This is a genomic window from Polynucleobacter bastaniensis (genome assembly GCF_018882205.1).
Classification (GTDB): Bacteria; Pseudomonadota; Gammaproteobacteria; order Burkholderiales; family Burkholderiaceae; genus Polynucleobacter; species Polynucleobacter bastaniensis.
This window is the reverse complement of record NZ_JACVOU010000001.1, coordinates 13,449-39,462: the sequence shown is the minus strand read 5'-3', so window position 1 is coordinate 39,462 and position 26,014 is coordinate 13,449. Positions and strand designations below refer to the sequence as shown.

Here is a 26,014-nt window from a genome sequence, read left to right as displayed (position 1 = left end):
GAGCTACTTAGGCTTTGGATTGACGTTGGCACATCGGGAAACCCAACTTCTCACGAGACTCAAAGTAAGCCTGCGCTACTGCGCGCGAGAGATTGCGGATACGTCCGATATAGGCTGCACGCTCGGTAACCGAGATAGCGCCACGGGCGTCAAGTAAGTTAAAAGCATGTCCAGCTTTGAGTACCATTTCATAAGCGGGTAAGGCTAATGGCACCTCCATCAAGCGCTTCGCTTCACTTTCGTAATTGGTAAAGTTGGCGAACAATAGATCGGTATTGGAGTGCTCAAAGTTGTAGCAAGACTGTTCTACTTCATTCTGGTGATACACATCACCGTAAGAGATACCGTCAGCCCAAACGAGGTCGTATACGTTGGAGCAATTTTGGATATACATTGCCAAGCGCTCAATACCGTAGGTGATTTCGCCCAAAACAGGTTTGCAGTCAATGCCGCCCACTTGCTGGAAATAGGTGAACTGCGTCACTTCCATGCCGTTGAGCCAGACCTCCCAGCCTAAGCCCCAAGCACCTAAAGTTGGATTTTCCCAATCATCCTCAACAAAACGCACATCGTTCTTTTGAAGATCAAGACCCAAGGCGGCCAGCGAGCCTAAGTAGAGCTCAAGAATATTTTCTGGCGCAGGCTTTAGTACTACTTGGTATTGGTAGTAGTGCTGCAGGCGATTCGGATTTTCTCCGTAGCGACCGTCTTTGGGTCTGCGTGAAGGCTGGACGTAAGCAGCTTTCCATGGCTCGGGGCCAATGGCCCTCAAGAAAGTGGCTGTATGCGATGTACCGGCACCGACCTCAAGGTCAATAGGTTGCAATAGGGCGCAACCTTGTTGGTCCCAGTAATCTTGAAGCTTGAGAATGATTTGCTGAAAAGTAAGCATGATGTACCTGGCTAAGCCTTTGATTTTACATGGCTAAGCTGGTGAACTAGGAAATTACGAATAGATACTTTTTTGGCGAATCAGGCCCAAGAGGAGTAAGAGGCAAGAAAGGCTCAATATAGGTGCATTTCCCCAAAGTACATAAGGAGTAGTGCCTGAGTAGGCCTGAATACTGGTCTTTAAGATGCCCTCGGTGAATTTGGAGAGTTCTGCCAAAATTTTGCCATCTGGTCCCAGTACTGCCGTGATCCCAGTATTGGTTGCTCGTAATGCAGGAAGACCTGTTTCTAGAGAGCGTAATTGTGAAAGTCGTAATTGTTGTGTTGGTGCTTGAGAATCCCCGAACCAGGCGAGGTTTGTCATATTGATAAAGAGATTGGCTGATTCTTTGCTATTGCGTAAACGTGTAGCCAGCTCATCACCAAATACATCCTCATAGCAAATAGTAATGGCTGCATAGAGTGGCAACTGCCCCTCTCTGTTAATCAAGAAGAGGGGTTGATTTTGAGATCCTCTGGAAAAGTCACTCAATGGCACGCTAAATGCATTTACAAACCAACGAAACCCTGGGGGAATAAATTCTCCAAAAGGAACCAGATGCGACTTGTCGTAACGATAAGGCGGATTACTTGGACTAAAGCCGATTGCTCGATTGGAGAATTCTCTTCCATCTGCGGGATTAAAGTACCGCCCCAAAATACCAAATAAAAGGAAGCGCTTATTGTTGACTGCAAAGTCCTGTAGATCTTCTAGGGTACCTGTGGGTAAATTGGTCTCAGGCCATGGTAAGGCTGTTTCTGGAGATACTACCAAGTCTGCTTGCGAATCGAGCATTGCAGATTTATAAAACGCAATTTGTTGCAGCATACCCTCTGGTTTAAAGACTAAGCTTTGAGCAATGTTTCCCTGAATGAGTTCTACAGTGAGAGGATCGCCGGTAGGCTTTGTAAAAGACCAAAAGCTTAATAGTTGACTCAGTACGATTAGAGACAGCACAGAAATTGAGCTGGCTTTGAAGTGTGATCTCAAGAAGAGTAATTGCCGAGACGCCAACACTGCAAAAAACGTACATCCCAGTCCACCTAAATATGGGGCAACTGGTGCAAAAGGACCATAGACTTGAGCCTCTCCTAGGCCCATCCAAGGAAAGCCAGTAAAGAGTATGCCGCGAAAATATTCTGTTGCTACCCAGCTTGACGCTAAAAGTAGGCCTGGAAAAAATAGCCCCTTTGAAAAATGTAATGTGAGGCAGGCGCAAGCGAAAAAGATAGCCAATAAGCCAGCCAATAGGAAAACTGCAGTGCAGGAGAGTATGACATTCATCCCGCCAATGTCATGCAGGCTAATGAAGATCCACCAAAGCCCTAGTACGAAGTAGCCAAGGCCAAATGACAGCCCCAGGAAAAATGTACTCTTAAAAGAAGTGGATTGATGTTTTGTAATTTGCCACCAAATTAGACTGAGGATCGGAATCTGAATCCATCCACCTAAAGGTAGTTCTGCAACACTCGCCAGTATTGCACCAAGAGTAAACAACATCAGATAGCCGATGTTGCCGCTAAGCCTTGGCAGTAGGCGATCAATCAAGGCAATCCTTAGTCAGGCTTTTTGGGCAGTTGTCGCGCAAGCAGAATATGAATTTGTCTTGGATCAGCACGCTGAACTTCAAATTCAACTCCGTCGATTTTGATCAGTTCACCCATCTTCGGTACTCGACCAAGATGTTGAATGACTAAACCGGCAACCGTTTCAATGCCGTCAACTTCAAATTGCGTACCCAGGGTCTCATTAAATTGCTCGAGCTCAGTAATGCCTTTTACGCGAATATCGCCATTGTCTAAAGAAATCAGATTATCTGCCTCTTCATCAATATCGTGCTCATCTTCAATATCACCAACAATTTGCTCAAGCACGTCTTCAATCGTAATGACACCTGCAACACTACTGTATTCATCTACGACAATAGCTAGGTGATTGCGGTTGTCTTTGAAGTCCCGTAGCAACACGCTTAAGCGCTTAGATTCAGGAATAAATACGGCAGGACGGAGCCAGTCACGTACCTGAAAATCTTTTTCACTGGAGTGACGCAATAAATCTTTTGCTAGCAAAGTGCCGATGACATTATCGCGGGTGCCTTCAAATACTGGGAAGCGTGAGTGAGCGGCAGTAATTACACTTTTGATAATTTCTGATAAGGGCTGGCTAATGTCAATCCAGTCAATCTGCGCTCTGGGAATCAAAATATCGCGAGCACATAATTGACCTACCTGAAATACCCCCTCAATCATAGAGAGGGCATCTGCATCAATTAAACCCTCTGTCTGGGCTTCCCTGAGAGTATCGATTAGTTCTTGGCGACGTTCGGCTGGGCTGGTTGGCTGTGGCGTTAAAAATTCAGCCAAGCGCTCTAAAAGGGATTTATTGGGGTCAGGCATATGGCAAGAATATCGCAGAAATAAGTAAATTCAATGAAGGAGGTGTCAAGGACGCATTAAATGGGTGCGTAGGGATTTGCAAAGCCTAAGAACTTTAGAAGGGTAATTTCCTTACCTTCCATTTTCTTCGCTTCTTTATCGCTCTCATGGTCAAGGCCTTGAGCATGTAAGCAGCCATGAATAATCAGATGGGCTAAGTGGGCTTTCATAGCTTTACTTTGTTCTGACGCCTCTTTTTGAATCACAGGGAGGCAAAAAATAATGTCGGCAGTCAAAGTCTGGTTGCTGAGCTCGTATGGAAAAGTGAGGACATTAGTCGCATAGTCTTTATTGCGAAAGGCAAAATTGAGTTTTTTTCCTTCAGATCTATTAACAAAGCGTAAGGTGATTAGCCCATTTAATTGAATCGTTGCCTTCACCCATTTTTTGATTACTGCTTGAGAAGCAATTGCCAACACTTTTTCTTCAATTGCAGTACTGGCAAACTGAATATCAATCTCTAATTTAGAGGGGGATGATTGCTTGCCTGTCATCTTAATGGACGTACGTAGAAGTGAGCTCACTGATGAGATCGCCTCGGAGGGTGTAATTGAGTACTTCAGTGATTCGAATGTCTACCATTTGACCGATGAGTGATTCGATATCTGCATCTGGCGCAGTAAAGTGAATCACCCGATTATTGGTAGCGCGACCTTGTAGGTTCACACCATCTTTTGCTAGACCTTCAACTAGAACGCGCTCGGTATTACCCAGCATATTTTTACTAATCTGATTTGCTTGTGATTCAACTAGTGCTAGCAAGGTTTGAAGTCGCTTAAGTTTGACCTCATAAGGGGTGTCATCACTCAAATTGGCTGCGGGTGTGCCTGGACGTGCGCTGAAGATAAAGCAAAAGCTATTATCAAAATTGAGTTCTTCAACCATTTTGAGTAGTTTTGCAAAGTCTTCATCCGTCTCACCTGGAAAGCCCACAATGAAGTCGCTAGAGAGCGTCAGGTCGGGCCTCACAGCGCGCATCTTGCGAATAATACTTTTGTACTCTAGGGCGGTATAGCCACGTTTCATTGCAGATAAAATGGAGTCGGATGCATGTTGAACTGGTAGATGCAAGTGACTCACCAGCTTAGGAACTTTTGCGTAGACATCAATCAAGCGCTGGGTAAATTCTTTTGGGTGGCTCGTAGTGAAACGAATTCTTTCAACGCCGGGTATTTCTGCAATGTATTCAATCAGTAGTGCAAAGTCTGCAATCTCTTCCGTGCCACCCATCTTACCAAGATAAGCATTCACATTTTGACCGAGCAAGACAATTTCTTTGACTCCTTGAGCTGCAAGGCCAGCCACTTCAGTTAATACATCATTAAAGGGACGCGATACTTCTTCACCGCGAGTGTAGGGAACCACACAGTAGCTACAGTACTTTGAGCAGCCTTCCATGATGGAAACATAAGCCGAGCCGCGAGTTTGACGAGAGGCGGGTAGATGATCAAACTTTTCTATTTCTGGAAAAGAGATATCCACTTGAGGCCTGCCAGTTTCGCGACGTTGTGTAATGAGATCAGACAAGCGATGTAGCGTTTGTGGGCCGAAGACCACATCCACATAGGGAGCTCTACTAATAATTTGTTGACCTTCCTGGCTAGCAACGCAGCCGCCAACGCCAATTAATAAATTGGGTTTGGTTTTCTTGAGCTCACGCAGACGACCTAAATCTGAAAATACTTTGTCTTCGGCTTTTTCACGAATCGAGCAAGTGTTCAATAGAACCACGTCTGCATCTTCAGGGGTGTCAGTCATGACCATGCCTTCATTGGCATGCAGGAGGTCGGCCATCTTGCCCGAGTCGTACTCGTTCATTTGACAGCCAAAGGTTTTGATATAGAGCTTTTTCATATGCCGTTCTCAGGTTTATAGCTGGGGGCGAAGCTCAGATTTTACGGGATAAGTGGTTTAGAGCAAACGTAGGGTCAGAATCGCGACTATGGTTGGTGGAATGGCGGCTACCAACAGTAAGCCTGCAGAAACGGCCGCATTGGGGAAGTAACTGCGCAAAATAGCAATACCAGCTGGATTTGGGGCGTTGGCAATGACGGTTAGGCCGCCGCCCGCTACTGCGCCGCCAACCAGAGCTAGCTTGAATTCTGGGGAAGTGCCTTGTACTAATGAGCCTAAATAGGTGAGCGCGGCATTATCAGTAATCGCTGTTAATGCCAGACTTCCATAAAACACTGCGGTAGGACTCATCGTTTCCAGAATAGGTTGTAACCACCAACCTTGCAGTCCGCCAAGCACTACGAGTCCGGCCAAGAAGAATCCAACTAATAAAGCCTCCCGCAAAATCAGTGGGTTTTGATGTTTTGGATAGGCAGTGGTGTAGCCAATGAAAAAGAGTAGCAGCCATATGAATATGACTGGGTCATGTGCAAAGCCCACAATGCCCAGTAAAAAGAGTAGATGAATGGCTGTAATGGTGAGCGGAATGCGAACGTGATCAGCTTTACTCGTAGGCTCAACTAATTGCTTACGAAAGAGCAGCGTTACGATTGTGGTGTTGATAAAAATGGCGATCATCGCTTCAAGGCCAAAATTGGCAAACATGAAAGCACTGCTCCAACCCCAAGTGGAAGCGACCATCAGTACAGGCGGTGCGGCAAAATTTGTTAGCGTGCCACCGATCGAAATATTGACAAATAGCACACCCAGAGTACCGAATAGAAGTGGAGTTGAGCATTTATGGCGATAGACCAAATCTCGTAATAAGAATGCTGCTAGCGTCATTGCTGCAGGTTCAGTAATGAGTGAGCCTAGTAGGGGCGTGATGCTCAGGGTCAAGAAATAGAGCGTGGGAGCTTGCTTGCTACGCAAGACGAGTTGAATTACCTTGCCGAGTTTGTGTAGCAGCTGGGTTGCAAAGTGCAAAATCGGTTTGCTACCGGCGACCACCATAATGGCAAAAACAAATAGCGGTTCGGTGAAATTGCGTTTGCTGGCGTACTCTTTTGCTGTGGCGAGATCATTGGCAAGCCATATAAAAATAATGAGGATAGCCGCCCAAAATCCAAAAACGATTTCTACTTCGCCAAGAAGATGCCATAAGCCCGCATGCTTTGGAGATTTTTTAGCAAGCGCTTCAAAATATGAAGTGCAAAAGGTATGGAGCACTGCAATGGCAAAAATAACGCTAGCACCAAGCTCGGTAGGGGTAAAGTTCATAGCTACATATTATCAGGGCGGAATTGATATAAGACCCTTAAGAATGATCAAATAAAAGTATTAGCAATTTAGGAGATTTGGATGAAATTGAAATTGGGTTATCAAGAATTAATTGCCAATGCGATGGCTCAAATTGAGACTGTGCCCTTAGAGCAAGCGCAACAATTTCTAGATGATCAAAACACAGTATTTGTAGATATTCGGGATGTAAGGGAATTGGAGCGTGATGGCATGATTCCAGGTGCAATTCATGCGCCTCGTGGCATGCTGGAATTTTGGGTTGACCCAGATAGTCCTTATTACAAGCCTATTTTTGGTGAAGGCAAGCGTATAGTGCTTTATTGCGCATCTGCATGGCGCTCTGCTTTAGCAACTGAAACCCTTCAAAAAATGGGGGTGCCAAGCATTTGTCATCTAGAAGGCGGTTTTAGTGCTTGGAAGAAGGCTGAATTGCCTGTAGCGGAGAAACATTCAAAGCCACATTAGAGTTAAATTTCTCATTGTGTGGATCTTGAAATGTATGAAATAAGCCCCATTTACTAGAGGTGATGTTCATTGATTAATGAGGGAAGAGGAAATACGCATGACTGTAGCTAGTAAAGAAACTTTAGGCTTTCAGGCCGAGGTAAAACAACTTTTACAACTGATGATTCATTCCTTGTATTCCAACAAGGAAATTTTTCTCCGTGAGTTAATTTCAAATGCGTCTGATGCCTCAGACAAGCTCCGCTTTGAGGGGATCGAGCATCCCGATTGGTATGGTGATGATCCTGATCTGAAGATCAACGTCAGTTTTGATCAGGCTGCCAGGACCGTGACTATTGCTGACAACGGCATTGGCATGAGCCGCGATGAAGCCATTGCTAACTTGGGCACTATTGCTCGCTCTGGTACGAAAGAATTTTTCTCTAAGCTTTCTGGCGATCAACAAAAAGATGCCGCTTTGATTGGTCAGTTTGGCGTAGGTTTTTATTCGGCATTTATTGTGGCCGACCGTATTACTGTAGAGACACGTCGCGCTGGTCTGCCGGCGACCGATGGGGTCCGTTGGGAGTCTGATGGTTCTGGCGAATTTACAGTAGAAAGCATTGACCGCCCACAACGGGGAACATCGATCAAGATGCATTTACGTGAAGGCGAGGATGATTTTCTCTCCACGCATAAGCTCAAGTCAATTATTCGTAAGTACTCTGATCACATCTCTTTGCCGATTCAGATGAATAAAGAAGAGTGGGATGCAGATAAAAAAGAACAAGTAATTAAAGATGAGCTGGAGAGTATTAACCAGTCCAGCGCTTTATGGGCGCGCTCTAAATCGGAGATCACGCAAGAGCAGTATGACGAGTTTTATAAGCACTTGTCTCACGACTACGAAAATCCCCTGTGCCATTCCCTGAATAGGGTTGAAGGCCGTAGTGAATTTACGCAACTACTGTATGTACCCGCACGTGCACCTTTTGATTTGTGGGATCGTAATAAGCGGGGCGGTATCAAGTTGTATGTGAAGCGGGTATTCATCATGGATGATGCTGAGCAATTAATGCCTATGTATTTACGCTTTGTCACTGGTGTTGTTGATTCAACAGATCTGCCTTTAAACGTTTCCCGTGAAATTCTGCAGGAATCACGTGATGTCAAAATTATTCGTGAAAGTTCCACTAAGCGCGTCCTGAGCATGTTGGAGGATCTAGCCAATAGCGATGACGATGCTAAAAAAGAAAAGTACCGCACCTTCTGGACTCAGTTTGGACAAGTGCTTAAAGAAGGTATTGGTGAAGATCAGCCAAATCAAGAACGCATCCTAAAGCTCTTGCGTTTTGCAAGTACACACATGGATTCTGCGGATCAAACTGTTTCCTTGGCTGAATACATTGCACGCATGAAGGAAGGTCAGGACAAGATCTATTACGTCACTGGCGATACTTTTAATGCTGCTAAAAATAGTCCGCATTTGGAGATCTTCCGCAAGAAGGGTATCGAAGTGTTACTACTCACCGATCGAGTAGACGAATGGATGCTTTCTTTCTTTACTGAGTTTGATGCTAAGCAGATGACCTCGGTAGCAAAAGGCGGACTTGATCTCGGCAGCCTCAGTGATGAAAAGGAAAAGAAAGAGCATGAAGAGACTGAAAAGAATTTCAAGGACTTGCTCGATCGCATGAAAGCGGCCTTAGAAGACAAGGTGAAGGATGTGCGCGTGACCTTCCGCTTGACTGATTCTCCAGCATGCTTAGTCTCTGATGAGAACGAGCTCTCCGGAAACTTATTACGTATGCTTAAAGCTGCAGGTCAGCAGGCGCCGGATACTAAGCCTATTTTGGAAATCAACCCGGAGCATCCTTTGCTACTGAAGCTGAAATCCGATGACCAGCACTTTGATGAATGGACTCAGGTCTTGTTTGATCAGGCCCTCTTGGCTGAAGGCGGTCAATTGAATGATCCGGCGGCTTATGTAAAGCGTATCAATCAGCTTTTACTTGCTTAATGGGCTGAAGCTCTAAAGAAAAACCCGACTCGCATTACGCAGGTCGGGTTTTTTTTATTTCCTTACTACTAGAAAAGTCTAGTATTACTGCGGAGCTTTAGCAGGTTGATTATTTTTCCCAGCGTTGTATCCAGAGTTGTACTCAGAAGCCTGCTCTTTTTTATAGGCATCGTATACGTAACCAGAAGCTGCACCAACTGCTGCGCCACCAACTGCACCCCAGATTGGGTTGCCGTGGAAAATGGCTGTGCCAACTGCACCAGCGGCTGCACCAATGCTAGCGCCAGATAAAGTGCGTTGTTCTGTATTGCTCATGTTGGAGCAGCCTGCGATTACTAAAGTTGCGGCAGTAATAACAATAATTTTTTTCATATCAACTATTCCTTAGTCTATAGATTGAATTGGCTAGATAACTTGGTGGCTTAGATTATTTTTTGGCACAAGGGAAGCGTGACGCCAAGAAGCCCAAGAAAACACCTGCTGCAGGTTTATCAGCAGTCTGTTGATCGGATTGTCCAAACTTCACAAATTCACCAATGACTTCGTCACGTGATGGTGCTGGTTGCTTTACACAAATGTAAGGCTTTGCGCGCTGTGGGTGACGTGTAGCCAAATAAGTGTCGTAAATAGCGGTTATATAGCCTACGCAAAAGCTGCGGGATTCAGGGCTCGCTGGCAATTTACAAGTGTTTACAAGCTCTTGTGTGCTCAAAACCTGAATTTTTTCTTGAGCATGGGCTAATCCAGAAAATGTGCCTATGGCGGCTAGTAAAACTAATACTTTTTTCATGGGTTCTCCCTTGGGTGTATGTAAATTTCTTAATAAACCATATTCAAGGCAGCAAATTGCACTAAATAAGTGCATTAATGAGCAAATTCGGTCTTAATATTCCCCATAATGATGCAAAAAACATGGGGGGTATTTTGGTGGAAACTTTGAAATCAGGCAGTGATGTCTTATTTATTTTGCTCGGTGCAATCATGGTCTTGGCTATGCATGCAGGATTTGCATTTCTTGAGCTCGGCACTGTACGCAAAAAGAATCAAGTCAATGCTTTGGTCAAAATCTTGGTGGACTTTGCAGTGTCAACCATTGCCTATTTCTTTATTGGTTACAGCATTGCTTACGGCGTTGACTTTTTCTCTGGCGCTGAAATCTTGGCTGAGAAAAATGGTTATGAACTAGTCAAATTCTTTTTCTTGCTGACTTTTGCTGCCGCTATTCCAGCCATTATCTCTGGCGGTATTGCAGAGCGTGCGAAGTTCAATCCCCAACTAATTGCTACTTTTATTCTGGTGGGTTTCATTTACCCCTTCTTTGAAGGTATTGCCTGGAATCAGCATTACGGTATTCAAGCTTGGATTAAGACGCTGACTGGCGAGGAGTTTCATGACTTTGCGGGATCAGTTGTGGTGCACGCGGTAGGTGGTTGGATCGCATTGCCAGCTGTCATTCTCTTGGGTGCTCGTCGCGGTCGCTATACCAAGGATGGTAACGTTGCGGCGCATCCACCATCTAGCATTCCATTCTTGGCATTGGGCGCTTGGATTTTGGCAGTAGGTTGGTTTGGATTTAACGTCATGAGTGCACAGACGATAGATAAAATCAGTGGTTTAGTAGCTATGAATTCCCTTATGGCGATGGTTGGCGGCACTTTAGCTGCATGGGTTATTGGCCGCAATGATCCAGGCTTTACTTACAACGGGCCTTTAGCTGGCTTGGTAGCAGTTTGTGCTGGCTCAGATTTAATGCACCCGATGGGCGCTTTGGTAGTTGGCTTAATTGCTGGCGCCCTATTTGTCTATATGTTTACCTTAGTACAAAACCGCTGGAAGATTGATGACGTGTTGGGCGTCTGGCCACTACATGGTTTATGCGGTTTATGGGGAGGCTTGGCTGCGGGCATTTTTGGTGCAAAAGCACTGGGCGGTCTTGGCGGAGTGACTTTCTTGGGGCAGTTGATTGGAACTGGCTTGGGGGTTGCCATTGCTCTCGTCAGTGGTTTTGTGGTCTATGGTTTGCTAAAAGCTATTTTAGGTATCAGGATGTCACAAGAAGAAGAGTACGAAGGTGCTGACTTAAGTATTCACCGGATTTCTTCTTCTCCTGATCGCGAGTCCAACTGGTAGGCTGTCATAAATATAGCCATTACCTATAATGAGTCATGGCTATATTTGAACTAGATGGAAATACTCCCCGCTTAGACGATGGAGCTTGGGTTGCCGAGAGCGCAGAAGTGATTGGTAGAGTTGAGCTTCACAAAAATGCAAGTGTGTGGCCCAAGGTCGTGATCCGTGGCGATAATGACCTGATACAAATTGGCGAGGGTAGTAATGTGCAAGATGCCTCTATTTTGCATACTGACCCTGGCTATCCTCTCATTCTTGGAAAGAACGTTACCGTTGGACATCAAGTCATGCTTCATGGCTGTCAAATTGGCGATGGTAGTTTGATTGGTATTGGCGCAGTCATCTTGAATGGCGCCAAGATTGGTAAAAACTGTTTGGTTGGTGCTGGAGCCCTAGTGACTGAGGGTAAAGAGTTTCCAGAGGGCTCAATGATTATTGGCTCACCCGCTAAGGCCGTAAAGACGCTGTCTCCAGAGCAAATTGCCAGTATTGGAGATATTGCTAGACGCTACGTCATAAATGCAGAGCGTTACTCTAAGACGCTGAAGAAAATCGCATAACTACCGACCACTCATCAACCTCTACCTACAAAAGGCATGTTGGTCGCCATGATAGTCATCGAGAGAATATTACTCTCTAGTGGTAGTTGTGCCATATGCAGGACAGCCTCTCCAACATGATCTACATCCATGCGTGGCTCAACTTTGATTGATTGATCAGCCTGCATAATTCCAGCAGCCATACGTTCAGTCATTTCTGTTGCAGCGTTACCAATATCGATTTGCCCGCAAGCAATATTAAATGGACGACCATCTAGAGCAATTGTTTTTGTAAGACCACTAATCGCATGTTTAGTTGCTGTGTATGGAGCCGACATTGGCCTAGGTGCATGGGCGGAAATAGAGCCGTTATTGATAATTCGGCCGCCTTGAGGAGATTGAGCTTTCATCATGCGGATCGCCGCCTGTGAGCATAAAAAAGCGCCGCAGAGGTTGGAATTGACCACATTCATCCATTGTTCGTAAGTAAGGTCCTCCATTGGAATTGCTGGCGCACCGATGCCTGCATTATTGAAGAGCACATCTATGCGCCCAAAACGTTCTTTTAGGGCAGCAAATAATTTCTTTACTTGATCTGGCTGACCAACATCACAAGTGATCGCAAGGCAATTTTCGCTTGTTCCACCAATATCAATAATTGCTTTTTCTAGCTTTTCTAGATTGCGTCCAGTCAGTACAACTTTGTAGTCACCTTTGAGAAGGGCTTTAGCTGCCGCCCTTCCGATGCCTACGCCAGCTCCGGTGACAAGTGCAACTTTATTATGTATTTGTGGCATTGCTTTCTTTCTAATGAATGTCTCGGATAAATCTTATATTGCCCTGCATTTACTTGGGTAATGGTAAAGCAGTTTTATAACGCACTTGTTTTAAGGCAAAGCTAGAGCGAATTTTTTCAATCCCAGGAATTGGCGTTAGTTGCTCTAGGATGAATTTTTCCAGCGCACCCATATCAGCCACTGCTACACGAATCAGATAATCGCTATCTCCAGTCATGAGATAGCATTCCATCACCTCATCGTGTTCAGAGATTCGTTGCTCAAAATCTCCTAAAGCTTGTTTAGATTGTTCTTTAAGACTAATAGAAATAAAGACGTTTAATCCAAGTCCCAAGAGCTTTGGGTCTGCTAATGCAACATAGTTTCTGATCACGCCTTTATCTTTAAGTGCTTTGACACGCATGAGGCAAGGGGATGGGGATAGGTGAACCCGCTTAGCGAGTTCTACATTGCTATGGGCACTATCATTTTGAAGCTCATTCAAAATTCTGATATCTATCACATCTAGCTTCATAAAATTCCTTAAAAATGACTTATTTCAGCATATTATGCTAAAAATTATCATATATGACCAATAATTAGCATCCTATTTTGGCTGTAATCCAACAAAATAAAGCCTTAGATAAAGCTGTAAATCTTTGGAGGGGTTGTGGGTATTGAAATTGCGTTTCTATCTCCAGGAGTCCAAAAGGATCAAGCCATCATTCATTGTGAATTTTGGGCTGGCCCTTCAACAAGAAAATTCGCCCGTGAATTTGGTGTCGATATTCAGCAGGTTCGAGGCAGTGGGCAACGAGGTCGAATTACCAAAGAGGACATTCAGCAATTTATTAAGCGCTCAATGTTGGCAAGAGAGAGTTCATCTGTACAGACTGCTCAAGGCATTGCAGGATTTAATTTTTTACCTTGGCCTAAAGTTGACTTTACTAAGTTCGGAGAGATAGAGCGCCAAGCTCGTAGTCGTATTCAGAAAGTATCGGCAGCTAATCTGGCGCGTAATTGGGTCATGATTCCAGCGGTAACTTATCACGATGATGCTGATATTACTGATCTTGAGGAGTTTCGTGCAACATTAAATCAAGAGAATCAGCAAGAAGGGATGAAGATCACTTTATTGGCATTCCTGATCAAGGCTGTAGTAGTTGCCCTTGAGAAATATCCAGTATTTAATTCTTCACTTAATGGTGAGGATCTCATCCTGAAAAAATATTTTCACATTGGATTTGCAGTGGATACCGAAGGCGGTTTGCTTGTTCCAGTGATTCGCAATGCGGATCAAAAGGGTATTCATGAGATTGCAAAAGAGACGGCTAACCTAGCTATGCTGGCCAAAGAAGGAAGGCTCAAGCCCGACCAAATGCAGGGCGCCTCCTTTACGATCTCTTCATTGGGTGGCATCGGTGGCACTTATTGCGCGCCGATTGTGAATGCGCCTGAAGTAGCTATTTTGGCTGTGAATAAGTCCGTCATCAAGCCTAAATGGAATGGTGTGCAATTTGTTCCACGTTTGATTTGCCCCCTTTCTATGACTGCTGATCATCGAGTCATTGATGGCGCCCTAGCAACACACTTCACTACACATCTCACCCAGTTATTGGGCGATTTTCGTAGGGCGATGTTATGAATTTACAAGATCAAAAGTTACAGAGGAATTTTTTATGAACGCCCCCGATATTAAAAAATATTTAAATCTTGAGCATATCGATACCGATCCTGCAGAAACTGCAGAGTGGAACGAGGCGTTTATGGATTTGCTAGCCTCTGGCGATAGTGTGCGCGCCAAGTTTATTTTGGATAACTTGATACAGCTTGCCAACAAAAAGCAAATTAATTGGGTGCCTAATTTAGTTACACCCTATATCAATTCAATACCCGTAGATGAGCAACCTCCATTTCCTGGGGATTTAGCAATTGAAGAAAAGCTAGCCTCATTGATGAGGTGGAATGCTCTAGCTATGGTAGCTAAAGCGAATGAAGCCTATGGTGAGCTAGGTGGGCACATTGCTAGCTATGCTAGTGCTGCAGATTTATTTGAGGTTGGGTTTAATCATTTTTTCCGCGCAAGAACTGAGTATGGAGATGCTAAAGATCGTGGAGACTTGGTTTTCTTCCAGCCGCATAGTGCTCCAGGCGTATATGCGCGCGCGTATTTAGAAGGAAGACTTACCGAAAATGATCTTGCGCATTACAGGCGGGAAATTACTGCCCCTGAGTCAGGCGTAAGAGGTTTATCAAGTTACCCACATCCTTGGTTGATGCCTGATTTCTGGCAGTTTCCAACTGGCTCCATGGGGATTGGCCCAATTAGCTCTATTTATCATGCACGCTTTATGCGCTACCTCAGTGATCGCAAATTATTAGATTGCTCAACTAGAAAAGTATGGGGTGTATTTGGTGATGGTGAGATGGATGAGCCAGAAAGTATGAGTGCACTGACATTAGCTTCTAGAGAAAAGCTGGATAACTTGGTTTGGGTAGTCAATTGCAACTTGCAACGCCTAGATGGTCCAGTACGTGGCAACGGCAGGATTATTGATGAGTTAGAAAAACTGTTTCGTGGTGCTGGTTGGAACGTGATTAAATTAGTTTGGGGTAGTGATTGGGATGGACTATTTGCTAGGGATACCGAGGGAGCACTAGTGAAGGCTTTTGCTCAAACTGTTGACGGTCAAATGCAAACATTTGCTGCAAAAGATGGCAGCTTTAATCGAAAAAATTTCTTTGGCCAAAATGAAGAGTTGGCTCGTCTTGCTCAAGGCATGACAGATGAGCAGATTGATCGATTAAAAAGAGGTGGGCATGATTTAGTCAAAATTCATGCGGCTTATCAAGCTGCAGCCAATCATGCTGGTCAGCCAACCGTAATCTTGGCTCATACTAAAAAAGGTTACGGTATGGGTAATGCTGGCCAAGGCAAGATGACGACGCATAGCCAGAAAAAACTGGATGATGAAGCATTAATTGAGTATCGGAATCGTTTTAATTTGCCATTAACTGATGAGCAGGCAACAAGCCTGACTTTCTTTAGGCCTGATGAGAATAGTGAAGAGCTGCAATATCTAAAAAAACAGCGCAATAAGCTTGGTGGGCACCTACCTAAGCGGTATTCAGAATGCGACAAATTAAATGTCCCAGATATCAATTCATATGCAGCATTTGCGATTAAGCCAGAAAATAAAGAGATGTCTACCACAATGGCCTTTGTGCGTATGCTTGGAAACCTGCTGAAAGACAAAGGGCTGGGGCCTCGGGTTGTGCCGATTGTTGCTGATGAAGCACGCACATTTGGTATGGCCAATTTATTTAAACAGGTTGGTATTTACTCTAGTGTTGGTCAACGCTATGAGCCAGAAGATATTGGTTCAGTACTAAGCTATCGCGAGGCATTAGATGGACAAATCTTGGAGGAGGGTATTAGTGAGGCAGGTGCGATTGCCAGCTGGACTGCTGCAGCAACAAGTTACAGCGTTCACGGAATTGCAATGCTGCCTTTTTACATCTATTACTCCATGTTTGGCTTTCAGAGAATTGGTGATGCTATTTGGGCGGCAGCAGATCAACGGGCCAGAGGATTTTTATTGGGCGCAACCTCTGGCAGAACCACATTGGGTGGTGAGGGCCTGCAACATCAAGATGGCAGTAGTCAGCTGGTAGCGGCAACGATTCCTAATTGCAAAGCATATGATCCAGCCTTTGCTGGTGAGTTATCAGTAATAGTGAATCAAGGAATGCGCGACATGTTAGTTGACCAAAAAGATTTGTTCTATTACATCACTCTCATGAATGAAAATTATGCTCAGCCTGATTTACCTGAGAATGCAGCCGATGGCGTGATTCGTGGCTGCTATAAATTCAGGACTATCAAGGCTGTCAACGGTGATGGTAAGTCTTGTGTAAGTCTATTAGGGTCTGGTGCGATCATGACTGAGGTTCTGAAGGCAGCTGATAAGCTTGCTAATGCTGGTATCAATATCGATATCTTTAGCGTCACTAGTTGGAGCGAATTGTCTCGAGATGGCAAATTAAGGGAGCAGGCAAGACTCTCAGGGGATATTAATAATACGCAAGCATATATTTCAGAGTTGCTGGCTCAAGGTCGGGGTCCGATTGTGGCTGCTACTGACTACGTACATGCACTTCCAGAAAGCATACGCGCATATATTCCTAAAGGTAGAGGATATATTACGCTCGGCACCGATGGTTTCGGTAGAAGTGATACGAGGGCAGCATTGCGAGAGTATTTCGGCGTTAATGCGAGCAGTATTTATAAGGTAGTGCAAGCATCATTGAAAGAATAATCTTTCACTTGATACCTTACGATCACTTTATTATTTATTATTACCAAATTTTCTGGAGATGCTCAGATGTCCCTTATTCAAAAGCTCAAAGCACGCGCAGCTAACAACAATCCCGTGCGTGTGGGGATTATTGGCGCTGGTAAGTTCGGATCCATGTATCTTTCGCAGGCGCCTCGCACCCCAGGCATTCATTTGCTTGCGATCGCTGATTTATCTCCTGCTCGTGCAAAAGAATCGCTTGCGCGGGTAGGTTGGGATGCCCCTCGTTATAGTGCATCCTCATTACAAGAGGCCGCTAAGTCAGGCGCCACCTTTGTGACTGACGATGCAGAGAAAATGATAGCTAGTGAGCACATTGATATCGTGATCGATTCCACAGGCAGTCCAGCAGCCGGCATTCGTCACGCTCTACTTTGTTTTGAACATCGCAAGCACATCATCATGGTTAACGTAGAGGCAGATGTATTGGCAGGCCCTTTATTGGCACGTAAGGCGGCAGAGGCTGGTGTGATTTACTCGATGGCTTCTGGAGATCAGCCGGCACTCATCGCAGAATTAGTAGATTGGGCAAGGACGATTGGCTTAGACGTGGTGTGTGCAGGTAAAGGCACTAAATATTTACCTATCTATCACCAGGCCACGCCCGATACTGTCTGGGGACATTATGGATTTTCTGAGGAACAAGTTGCTGGTGGTGACTTCAATGCACAAATGTTTAATTCATTTTTGGATGGGACAAAATCTGCACTAGAAATGGCTGCAGTATCGAATGCCTGTAACCTCATCCCCCCAAGTAACGGTTTAGAGTTTCCGCCTTGTGGGGTTGATGACCTGCCAAATATCTTCCGTCCTGTATCTGAAGGCGGCATCCTGAAGCAAAAAGGAACTGTCGAAGTGGTATCTTCAGTGGAGAGAGATGGTCGCCCAGTATTTAGAGATTTGCGTTGGGGTGTTTTTGCAGTGTTCGAGGCGCCTAGTCAATATGTGATTGATTGCTTTGCACAATATGGCCTTAAAACGGATAGCACTGGAAAATATGCCGCAATGTATAAGCCCTATCACCTGATTGGACTAGAGCTCGGTATTTCCGTCGCCAGTATTGCGGTACGGGGGGAAGCGACAGGAGCAACTGGGGACTGGCGGGGCGATGTTGTTGCTACTGCTAAGCGCACACTGAAGGCTGGTGAGAAATTAGATGGAGAGGGCGGCTTCACAGTTTACGGAAAGCTGATGACTGCTACAGATTCACTCAAGCTTGGCGCCCTACCAATTGGTTTGGCACACAATATGGTATTAAACAAAGAGATTCCATCTGGGAAGCCGGTATGTTGGAGTGATGTGGATTACGACGCTACTAAGCAAGCCATTCAATTTCGACGCGAAATGGAAAAAGTATTCGCTTAGGTCTTAGGTAGATATTGTGCGATGGTTCCAGATCAGCCAGATCCCTGAAGAGGCAATCAGAATCATGCCAACGACGCTTAAGCCATCGGGTAGTTCACCAAAAATCAGGTAGCCATAGCCAACTGCCCAGATCAGCTGTAAAAAAACTAAAGGGGTTAGTTTGTAGGGTCGCATTTGATAGAACGCTAGTACAACCAATAGATGGGCAATTCCGCCAAATAAGCCTATCAAACCAAATAATGCATATTCATATGCAGGTAATGTGGGAAGTGGAGCCGCAATCGGTAGTAATACAGTAGAGATCACAAGCCCAACGATGCCACTATAAAAGAAAGTAGTGTATTCCGAGTCTTCAACTAGTTTTCTAGTGGATAGCTGAAAGATGGCATTGAGAAATGCCATGAAAACAAGTAGTATCGCAGCTAAATGAAAAATTGCCGAGCCTGGCCTAGCAATGAAGAGGATGCCCAGGAATCCTATTGCAGCAACCAACCAATCTTTTAGTCCAACGCGCTCACCTAATATAGGCCCTGATAGGATTGCCACCCAAATTGGAGCGGTGAATGTAATTGATGATGCCTCAGCTAAAGGCAGCCAATTGAGCCCTGCAAAAAATAAGGCTGCAGTTGCGACAAGCAAGCAAGAGCGAAAGAGTTGCAGGCCTAAATTTTGAGTACGCCAGAAATTTTTCCCTAGGAAGTACCAGGCTATCGGAGCCGCAAGTAATAATTGACCAAAAAATCGAGACCACACCACAGCGATGAGATTAGTATCTTGGACCAGAATCTTGGCCATTGCATCTACTGTAGAAAAGCAGATTCCACTTAGAATAAAAAGGAAGACTGGGGATTTCACTCCGCAGAGACTCCAGCCTTAATGCATATCCATTCTTTAAAGAGCTTCATTTTTTGACTGTTTTTAGTATTCGAGCGATAGGATAAAAAATGAGTCCTATCGGTAGTGGGTAAAAAGATTCCCTCGCCGAGTTCAACCAACTCACCTCGTGAGAGCTCTCTTTCGGCAAACCGAACGCTCTCAAGTACGGCCCCTATACCGTCGACGGCGGCTGAGACTGAGAGGGCTGCACGATCAAATGACATCTTTCGGCTTGATGGATTTTTAAGTTGATTAATCTCAAACCACCGCTCCCAAGTATGGTGATTCAGTGATGACTCGATGAGGGTTAACTTACTCATTAACTCTTCTACTGAAAGTGTAGGATCAATTAAGTCTGGCGAACACAGCGGCATAATTTTTTCTTCGCCCAGAGATAGAGATGTAATTCCGGGGCCTTCATGAGTTGCTTGATAGGAGATGGCAATATCAATTTCTTGATTGCGCAAAAGATCAATAGGCTCAGCGCCAGAAGTAAGCCGGATAGTAATGTCGGGATTATTTTTAATGAACTCCGGTAACCTTGGGCTAAGCCACTTGGCAGCAAAACTAGGTGAGCAGTGTAAAGCGAGAACTTGTGAGCTTGGAGCGAGTGTCACTTCATTACATGCCGCTTCAATGACATCAAACACTCTGGAAAGTGACTCTAAAAAACGTCGCCCTTCGGCCGTTGGTTCTACTTTGCGATTCTTTCTTAGAAATAGTGGCTTACCAAAATAGTCTTCGAGTTCTCTAATTTGATGGCTAATGGCTGATTGAGTGAGGTGTAGCTCTTTAGCGGCCAAGGTGAAGCTTTCAAGGCGTGCAGCGGCCTCAAAAGCCCGCAAAAGAACATAATTTGGTACTTTTCTCATGTAAATAGAATATACATGATTTTTATTCATCTATTCATGAATACTTATCGTTTGTCAAAACCTTTGGGAAAGTTGATGATTACGGCTTAGTTAGGTTTTGAATAAAGTCAAAGCATCAAATTCGCATCATTTTAAAAAGGAATTCACATGGCTGCGGTAATGGAGAAAGAACGTAAATTGAACTTGGGCGACAGAGAGTCCATTTATCAACCTGAAGACAAATCCCAGATTTTTCCTTACCAGCCAAAATTCAAAAGCTTTGCTGAGGAGCGTCAGCATCTCAAGGAGCGATTGGTTGCTGCATGCAGAGCATTTGCCCTAGAAAATTTCGATTATGGATTTGCGGGACATTTAACGGTTCGTGATCCAGAGCATCCAAATTTGTACTGGACCAACCCAATGGCCGTGCATTTTGATCAAGTAAAAGTTTCTAACTTAATCCTGGCAGATCATGAAGGCAATATTTTGGAAGGTAAACATGCATTGAATCGTGCTGGATTTGTATTGCACGCAGCGGTTCATGAAAAGCATCCTGATATCGTGGCTATGTGTCATGCACATACAGTCTATGGAACAGCATTTGCAGCGCTAGGTAAACCACTAGATCCAATCTCTCAAGATGCCGCAGCATTCTTTGAGGACCATATGGTTTTAGCGGAACAAGCTGGCCAAGTCGCCGTTGAGGATAATTCAGGCTATAACGTAGCGGGCTCATTAAAAAAAGTGAAAGCGATTATTCATCGCAATCATGGCTTATTAACAGTAAGTCGTCATAGTATTGAGGCTGCAGCTTTCTGGTTTATAGCCTTAGAGCGTTGCTGCAAACAGCAGATGATAGTTGAGGCAACAGGCGTTAAGCCTGTGTTGTTATCACCAGAAACTGCGCGTTACAGCCGTGAACACGTGGGCAGTGAGTATATTGGTTGGTTACACTTCCAGCCAATCTGGGGTTATCTAAAAGAAAACCAGCCTGATATGTTTGAGTAATTGAATAGTTTTAGACATAGCTAGTGAATCAATAGGAGCACCATTAATGACAAGTAAACAGGAACAAGCGGAGAAAAAGGTCGGAGCATCTGCAGGGTCTGGAACACCCAAGAAATTGGTTCCTTACGGTGGCTACTACACAAATAAAGTTCCAGGACATGATCCTGAGCTCACAGAGGTTGGTCCTGGCACGCCAACAGGCGAGTACATGCGCGGCTTTTGGCATCCAGTTTGTATGTCAATTGAATTAACCGACACACCAAAATTTTTAACTATCTTGTGTGAAGAGTTGGTAGCGTTTCGTGATGGTAGTGGCCGCATTGGGGTTTTACATGCGCACTGCGTTCATCGCGGCGCTTCACTAGAGTATGGGCAGATTCAAGATCGTGGCATTAAGTGTTGTTATCACGGCATGGTATTTGATGTAGACGGAACTTGTTTGAATGCGCCGTTCCCTAAAGGCGAAGAAGCGGAAGCAAAAAAATATGCATGCTCAATTCAACAGGGTGCCTATAAAGCTTTCGAAAGAAATGGCTTGGTATTTGCCTATATGGGCGCACCTGATAAAGAGCCACCATTTCCAGAGTGGGAGTCTGATTTCACGGTAGCTTCCGGCGATGAGCTTGTGCCATATAGCAATTTCCAACACTGTAATTGGTTACAAGTTCAAGACAATGCTGCCGATAACTTTCATACAGCTGAATTACATGCTGCCAAAAACGTAGTAGGCGGTCACTTTCAAGGCACAACTTTTGATGAGGTAGGCTCTCCAACAATGGAAGTTCATCCGGATATGCAGTTTGTGCCAATCCATGGTGGGCGAGGCTTGGCTTGTTCTGGTGCACGTCGTGTCAATAACGATAAATTGTTTATACGTGTTCAACATCAAGTACTGCCAAACCTCAGCTTGCATGCCTACACTTCTGAGGATGGCTCTAATAAGAAGCTATTTAGCCGGTTTCACATTATTCGCTGGACGGTTCCAGTCGATGATTTCAATAGCAAGATGATTGGCTGGCGTGTGATGGGCCCCGGCATTGATACTCGTGGAATCGGACAAAAAGAGCTGGTCGGATATGAATCAATCGACTTTTTGGATGGCCAAGTTGCCTTGAGAAGAGCTGAGCGTTTTGGTAAGCACACAATTCACGATATTGTGGACATTCCTGCTGATCACAGGGCGCGCTCCAATTACAAGATGGCTCAATATGCGCCAGGTGATTACGAGGCAATCATTAGTCAAAGACCGATAGCAATCCATGCTCTAGAGAATCCCACTAAATTTGATGCAGGCCCTTATTTATTTAGGAAGATGCTACGGGATGCTATTCGAGGCTCTAATCCAGCGGCAAGTGCAGAAGCCTTTGCTGAGTGGTTAAAGGAATTGAATGGTGCGCCCAATAGTTATTGCTCTGGAAATGTATTTGAATTACCAATTGCTGCCACTACTGAAGATGAGGTAGCGCAAAGACGATTTGTTGCTAAAGGTGTGATTGCGATTCTCACGGAGAGTGAGCAGCATAAGGGCAAAGAGCGCACTGACTTTGTAAAGCAAAAAATGGAAGAGCTTGAGCAAACTGCAAAAGCACAATTTAAGCATTAATCTTTAGATCAGAAGAAATGGGCTGCGATTACAGCCCATTCTTTGTGTGGAGCGAGACAAAAAAGTGAATACAATTTCCAGTACGGACTCTCAACAACTAGTGATCGAGATTCATAGTACTGGCAAAAAAATAAGTATCACGAGAGCCGAGTCAATCATCGATGCTCTGGCAAGATCAGGCATTGAGATAGCTACTTCTTGCCAATCAGGTTTATGTGGTACCTGTAAGACAAGATATATCAGTGGTGATGTAGAGCATGGAGATTGTATTTTGAGTGATCTCGAGCATCAAGAGTATTTAACCCCCTGCATCTCTCATATCAAAAGCGGAACACTGGTCCTTGATTTATAGAAGAATATAGGTACTAGGCGCTGGTACTTTGCCTGTTAATTTGTCGGTATGTTCGTTCAAGCCCTAAATGAGTAAAAAGATGCGAGAAGGCATTACGAATCTATTGATGTCTTATTCATAATGAATAACGCACTAACTATATAGATTAAGTAGAAGGATTTGGCCCTTCCGCATCAATTTGTTTTTCCCAAGAGGCATTAATAAATGCAGGCAGCGCCATACATTGATGAAATATCCTCATGAGTGTTGGGTAGCTCGTCATATCGAGCTTTGCACTGAGCGCATTAAAAATTTGCGGTACCAAGCAAATATCAATCAAGCCAGGCTGATCTCCACAAGCAAAACGGCTCACTCTCGTATCTACGCTTAATTGCTTTTCCAGACTTTCTAAACCCAGCATCATCCAATGATGACTCCAGGTATCTTTTGCCTCTGTGCTTACGCCTAAAGTTTTCATGAGATAGCGCAACACCCTTAAATTATTCAGTGGGTGAATCTCCATGGCGATATCCATGGCTACTGAGCGCACCCATGCTCGATCGATTGCAGTTTGGGGTAGTAGCGCAGGATTTGTTTGAATCTCCTCTAAATATTCAATGATGGCAAGCGATTGATGAATGGTGTGAGAGCCATCGGTATAGAGGGGTACTAAGCGATTGGGATTTTTGTTGGCATATTCACCAGCAGTTTGGGCGCCTCCACTTTTAACAATATGAATTGGAAGCACCTCGTAATCCAGGCCTTTTAAGTTCAGGGCAATGCGCACCCGAAAGGCTGCTGAGCTACGCCAAAAGCTATAAAGCTGAGTTTTCATAAAAGATTCCTTGATGGTATTGCCCTCAGTATATAAAGGGCTTGATTCAGAGATCGGTGTTGGTGATTTAGACTAGTCAGTATGGATCAAATCAATTTCTGGATTGGCATCATTGCCACGATCGCTTTTGCGGTAACTGGCGTACTTGCTATTGCTGATCGGGGTGTCGATCTTTTTGGCGTCATGGTATTGGGTGTGATTACTGCCATTGGTGGCGGAACTCTGCGTGACATCATTTTGGATGTGCCTGCATTTTGGTCGATTGCGCAAATTTATATCTGGGTAGCCTTGGGCGCGTGCATTGTCGCTTTCGTAGCAGAATCTTTTTTTACTCAACCTCAGATTTATCGCTGGATGCTCTACATCGACGGTCTGGGCGCTGCTTTATTTGGCATTCAGGGGGTAGATAAAGCCTGGAACTTAGAATTCGGATTGCCAGTAGCACCAGTCATCTTGGGCGTAGTGACCGCTATCGGTGGCGGCTTGTTACGCGATATTTTGGCTGGCAGAAAAACGTTATTGATGTCACATGAGCTGTATGCAATCCCGGTCACTTTGGGTTGTTGCATTTATGTTCTGATTTTGAATTTCCTCCCAGCGTACACATTAGAGGGATCGGTGATATGCATGTTAGCTATTTTTGGACTACGCGCAGCAGCCATTTACTGGGATCTGCGCGTACCCAAATTATTTATTACTAAAACGCGCTAACGGCGCCATCACTGCGGGGATCCCAGCCGCCATGTAGGGTGCCGGATGGATCGCGAACAATGCAACCGGCATGGCCAACGGTTTCATCAAAGGCGTCGAGCATTTCAATCTCATGTCCTAGGGAATGTAGTTCTTTGGCAACCCACGGGCTAAAGCGGGATTCTAATTTCAAGCTGTCACTCGTTTGTCCCCAGGTTCTGCCGAGCAACCAGCGTGGGCGACTAATGGCATCTTGTGGATCTAGTCCATATGTTGCTGTGCGAGTGAAGACTGCACACTGAGTCTGCGGTTGACCATCACCACCCATCGTGCCGTACACCATCGATCGACCATCCTTGAATAAAGTCATAGCTGGATTCAATGTATGGAATGGTTTGCGATAGGGCTCAAGGTGATTGAGTATTTTTGGATCTAGCGAGAAGCTGCATCCGCGGTTTTGCCAATTCACGCCAGACTTAGGTAATACGATGCCAGCACCAAACTCGTGATAAATACTTTGAATAAACGAAACACAATTTCCATTGCCATCGATCACACCCATCCAAATCGTATCGGCCGGCCCTTTACCTTGACCCCAAGGCAATGCCTTTTCAGGATCAATATTTTTTGCTAATTTCTTTAAGAAAGCAGGTGCTAAGAAGGACTGCGCATTTCTTGTCATGTAAGCTGGATCGGTGACAAATTGATCGCGTACCTTAAATGCCTGTTTGGTAGCCTCAACACAGTGATGAACATATTCCGCGCTATCTACTTTGAAGCGCTTGAGATTGAGTTGATCCAAGATACCAATGATCATCAAAGACACAACGCCTTGGGTTGGGGGCGTCATGTTGTAAACATTGCCCGTACTGTGCTTGAGCTCAAGCGGGTCAATCAGTTTCGCTTGATGGCGGTGAAGGTCAGATAGTCTGAGAGGGCTACCAATCTCTGTAAGCTCTTTTGCGAGTAATTCAGCTAAATCGCCACGATAGTAATCTTCTGTGCCCTTGCGAGAGATTTGTCGCAAGGTTTTTGCAAGGCGTTCTTGTTTAAAGATACTACCCACTTCAGGGGCCTTGCCTTTAACTAAAAATGTCTCTGAAAATCCGGGAATAGGGCTTAACTCCACTCTCTTTTTTTCAGTTAAACTTGATTGACTGTACGTTACCGGAACTCCAGCTTCAGCATAATGAATAGCATCTGCTAGCAAGCGGGAGAGTGGAAGTCTTCCACCCAAACCTTTTTTTGAAAGCTTTTGTGCTGCACCCCAACCAGAAATGGTGCCCGCAACAGTATTAGCCGCAATGGCTCCCCGAAATGGAATAGCTTTAGTCACTCCGCGCTCGGCATACCAATGTTTAGTCGCTAGACCAGCCGCAGCACCACAGGCATCAATTCCGCCCATAGCTTTACCAGGAGAGTGAACTACCCAGAAAGAGTCACCGCCAATGGAGTTCATGTGGGGATAAACAACGGCAATGGTCGCTGCTGCTGCAATCATTGCCTCTAATGCATTACCACCCTCACGCAGTACCGCTAATGCTGATTCAGATGCTAGTGAGTGTGGCGCTACCGCCATCCCACGAATTCCCCATTTTTGTTGCATTACCAAATCCCTTTGACTGCT

The 26,014-nt window shown here is 44.9% G+C and carries 24 protein-coding genes and 1 pseudogene; 11 read left to right on the top strand and 14 right to left on the bottom strand.

Annotated features, from left to right (window positions below; translation table 11 throughout):
- Positions 1 to 7: 7 nt before the first annotated feature.
- Genes glyQ through ICN22_RS00185 form a run of 6 tightly spaced genes read right to left on the bottom strand, consistent with a single transcriptional unit; the run spans position 8 to position 6,540 of the window.
- Positions 8 to 892: a glycine--tRNA ligase subunit alpha gene (glyQ, locus tag ICN22_RS00210; protein WP_216168340.1), complete on the bottom strand. Its 885-nt coding sequence runs from the start codon at positions 890 to 892 to the stop codon at positions 8 to 10.
- Between the two features lie 54 nt (positions 893 to 946).
- On the bottom strand, positions 947 to 2,431 hold the full coding sequence (gene lnt / locus ICN22_RS00205; RefSeq protein ID WP_216168339.1) for an apolipoprotein N-acyltransferase: 1,485 nt from the start codon (positions 2,429 to 2,431) through the stop codon (positions 947 to 949).
- A 56-nt stretch (positions 2,432 to 2,487) separates the two neighbouring features.
- Positions 2,488 to 3,327: a CorC family transporter gene (locus ICN22_RS00200; RefSeq protein WP_216168338.1), complete on the bottom strand. Its 840-nt coding sequence runs from the start codon at positions 3,325 to 3,327 to the stop codon at positions 2,488 to 2,490.
- Positions 3,328 to 3,383: 56 nt separating this feature from the next.
- A complete protein-coding gene (ybeY, locus tag ICN22_RS00195) occupies positions 3,384 to 3,890 on the bottom strand; it encodes an rRNA maturation RNase YbeY (RefSeq protein WP_369411547.1) in 507 nt (168 codons plus the stop codon).
- Positions 3,862 to 5,220, bottom strand: a complete 1,359-nt coding sequence (gene miaB / locus ICN22_RS00190; RefSeq protein WP_216168337.1) for a tRNA (N6-isopentenyl adenosine(37)-C2)-methylthiotransferase MiaB — start codon at positions 5,218 to 5,220, stop codon at positions 3,862 to 3,864. Before miaB ends, ybeY begins: the two co-directional genes overlap by 29 nt.
- Before the next feature lie 57 nt (positions 5,221 to 5,277).
- Positions 5,278 to 6,540: a putative Na+/H+ antiporter gene (locus ICN22_RS00185; protein ID WP_216168336.1), complete on the bottom strand. Its 1,263-nt coding sequence runs from the start codon at positions 6,538 to 6,540 to the stop codon at positions 5,278 to 5,280.
- An 81-nt stretch (positions 6,541 to 6,621) separates the two neighbouring features.
- Between ICN22_RS00185 and ICN22_RS00180 the strand changes: the two genes are divergently transcribed.
- Both ICN22_RS00180 and htpG read left to right on the top strand, forming a co-directional pair.
- Entirely contained in the window at positions 6,622 to 7,026 is a 405-nt protein-coding gene (locus tag ICN22_RS00180) for a rhodanese-like domain-containing protein (protein ID WP_216168335.1), read from the top strand.
- Positions 7,027 to 7,123: 97 nt separating this feature from the next.
- Positions 7,124 to 9,025 carry a molecular chaperone HtpG gene (gene htpG, locus ICN22_RS00175; protein ID WP_216168334.1) on the top strand — a complete coding sequence of 634 codons (1,902 nt, stop codon included), beginning with the start codon at positions 7,124 to 7,126 and terminating at the stop codon, positions 9,023 to 9,025.
- Positions 9,026 to 9,109: 84 nt separating this feature from the next.
- On the opposite strand, the gene ICN22_RS00170 is transcribed toward htpG, so the two are convergent.
- A complete protein-coding gene (locus tag ICN22_RS00170; protein WP_216168333.1) occupies positions 9,110 to 9,397 on the bottom strand; it encodes a membrane lipoprotein lipid attachment site-containing protein in 288 nt (95 codons plus the stop codon).
- A 55-nt stretch (positions 9,398 to 9,452) separates the two neighbouring features.
- The gene (locus ICN22_RS00165; RefSeq protein WP_216168332.1) at positions 9,453 to 9,815 is read right to left on the bottom strand and encodes a Rap1a/Tai family immunity protein; all 363 of its coding nucleotides are present in this window, start codon (positions 9,813 to 9,815) and stop codon (positions 9,453 to 9,455) included.
- A 122-nt stretch (positions 9,816 to 9,937) separates the two neighbouring features.
- On the opposite strand from ICN22_RS00165, the gene ICN22_RS00160 reads away from it, so the two are divergent.
- On the top strand, positions 9,938 to 11,155 hold the full coding sequence (locus ICN22_RS00160) for an ammonium transporter (protein WP_216863455.1): 1,218 nt from the start codon (positions 9,938 to 9,940) through the stop codon (positions 11,153 to 11,155).
- Between the two features lie 35 nt (positions 11,156 to 11,190).
- The gene (locus ICN22_RS00155) at positions 11,191 to 11,715 is read left to right on the top strand and encodes a gamma carbonic anhydrase family protein (protein WP_216168331.1); all 525 of its coding nucleotides are present in this window, start codon (positions 11,191 to 11,193) and stop codon (positions 11,713 to 11,715) included.
- A 14-nt stretch (positions 11,716 to 11,729) separates the two neighbouring features.
- Here ICN22_RS00155 and ICN22_RS00150 read toward each other — a convergent pair whose 3' ends face one another.
- Positions 11,730 to 12,491 (bottom strand): SDR family oxidoreductase, encoded by a 762-nt coding sequence (locus tag ICN22_RS00150; protein ID WP_216168330.1) that lies wholly within the window; start codon positions 12,489 to 12,491, stop codon positions 11,730 to 11,732.
- Positions 12,492 to 12,540: 49 nt separating this feature from the next.
- Entirely contained in the window at positions 12,541 to 13,005 is a 465-nt protein-coding gene (locus ICN22_RS00145) for an Lrp/AsnC family transcriptional regulator (protein WP_216168329.1), read from the bottom strand.
- A 207-nt stretch (positions 13,006 to 13,212) separates the two neighbouring features.
- On the opposite strand from ICN22_RS00145, the pseudogene ICN22_RS00140 reads away from it, so the two are divergent.
- From ICN22_RS00140 to ICN22_RS00130, 3 genes and pseudogenes are all read left to right on the top strand, one after another.
- A pseudogene (locus ICN22_RS00140) lies at positions 13,213 to 14,115 on the top strand (2-oxo acid dehydrogenase subunit E2); the annotation flags it as partial.
- A 34-nt stretch (positions 14,116 to 14,149) separates the two neighbouring features.
- Positions 14,150 to 16,789, top strand: a complete 2,640-nt coding sequence (gene mdeB / locus ICN22_RS00135; RefSeq protein ID WP_216168328.1) for an alpha-ketoglutarate dehydrogenase — start codon at positions 14,150 to 14,152, stop codon at positions 16,787 to 16,789.
- A 66-nt stretch (positions 16,790 to 16,855) separates the two neighbouring features.
- On the top strand, positions 16,856 to 18,193 hold the full coding sequence (locus tag ICN22_RS00130) for an NAD(P)H-dependent oxidoreductase (RefSeq protein ID WP_216168327.1): 1,338 nt from the start codon (positions 16,856 to 16,858) through the stop codon (positions 18,191 to 18,193).
- 3 nt (positions 18,194 to 18,196) lie between these two features.
- Here ICN22_RS00130 and ICN22_RS00125 read toward each other — a convergent pair whose 3' ends face one another.
- Both ICN22_RS00125 and ICN22_RS00120 read right to left on the bottom strand, forming a co-directional pair.
- On the bottom strand, positions 18,197 to 19,048 hold the full coding sequence (locus ICN22_RS00125) for a DMT family transporter (RefSeq protein ID WP_216168326.1): 852 nt from the start codon (positions 19,046 to 19,048) through the stop codon (positions 18,197 to 18,199).
- Positions 19,045 to 19,941 carry a LysR substrate-binding domain-containing protein gene (locus ICN22_RS00120; RefSeq protein ID WP_255533758.1) on the bottom strand — a complete coding sequence of 299 codons (897 nt, stop codon included), beginning with the start codon at positions 19,939 to 19,941 and terminating at the stop codon, positions 19,045 to 19,047. The genes ICN22_RS00125 and ICN22_RS00120 overlap by 4 nt, the downstream gene beginning before the upstream one ends.
- Positions 19,942 to 20,088: 147 nt before the next feature.
- Between ICN22_RS00120 and ICN22_RS00115 the strand changes: the two genes are divergently transcribed.
- The 3 genes from ICN22_RS00115 to ICN22_RS00105 are packed head-to-tail and all read left to right on the top strand — an operon-like array spanning position 20,089 to position 22,883.
- Complete coding sequence (locus ICN22_RS00115; protein ID WP_216168324.1) at positions 20,089 to 20,928, top strand: class II aldolase/adducin family protein; 840 nt, start codon at positions 20,089 to 20,091, stop codon at positions 20,926 to 20,928.
- A gap of 46 nt (positions 20,929 to 20,974) precedes the next feature.
- Entirely contained in the window at positions 20,975 to 22,531 is a 1,557-nt protein-coding gene (locus ICN22_RS00110; protein WP_216168323.1) for a Rieske 2Fe-2S domain-containing protein, read from the top strand.
- A gap of 46 nt (positions 22,532 to 22,577) precedes the next feature.
- Positions 22,578 to 22,883: a 2Fe-2S iron-sulfur cluster-binding protein gene (locus ICN22_RS00105; RefSeq protein ID WP_369411546.1), complete on the top strand. Its 306-nt coding sequence runs from the start codon at positions 22,578 to 22,580 to the stop codon at positions 22,881 to 22,883.
- 145 nt (positions 22,884 to 23,028) lie between these two features.
- Here ICN22_RS00105 and maiA read toward each other — a convergent pair whose 3' ends face one another.
- Positions 23,029 to 23,697: a maleylacetoacetate isomerase gene (maiA, locus tag ICN22_RS00100; RefSeq protein ID WP_216168322.1), complete on the bottom strand. Its 669-nt coding sequence runs from the start codon at positions 23,695 to 23,697 to the stop codon at positions 23,029 to 23,031.
- 81 nt (positions 23,698 to 23,778) lie between these two features.
- On the opposite strand from maiA, the gene ICN22_RS00095 reads away from it, so the two are divergent.
- On the top strand, positions 23,779 to 24,408 hold the full coding sequence (locus ICN22_RS00095; RefSeq protein ID WP_216168321.1) for a trimeric intracellular cation channel family protein: 630 nt from the start codon (positions 23,779 to 23,781) through the stop codon (positions 24,406 to 24,408).
- On the opposite strand, the gene ICN22_RS00090 is transcribed toward ICN22_RS00095, so the two are convergent.
- Positions 24,395 to 25,993, bottom strand: coding sequence for a gamma-glutamyltransferase family protein (locus tag ICN22_RS00090; RefSeq protein ID WP_216168320.1), 1,599 nt, complete (start codon positions 25,991 to 25,993; stop codon positions 24,395 to 24,397). The two genes, ICN22_RS00095 and ICN22_RS00090, sit on opposite strands and share 14 nt — an antisense overlap.
- Positions 25,994 to 26,014 lie beyond the last annotated feature (21 nt).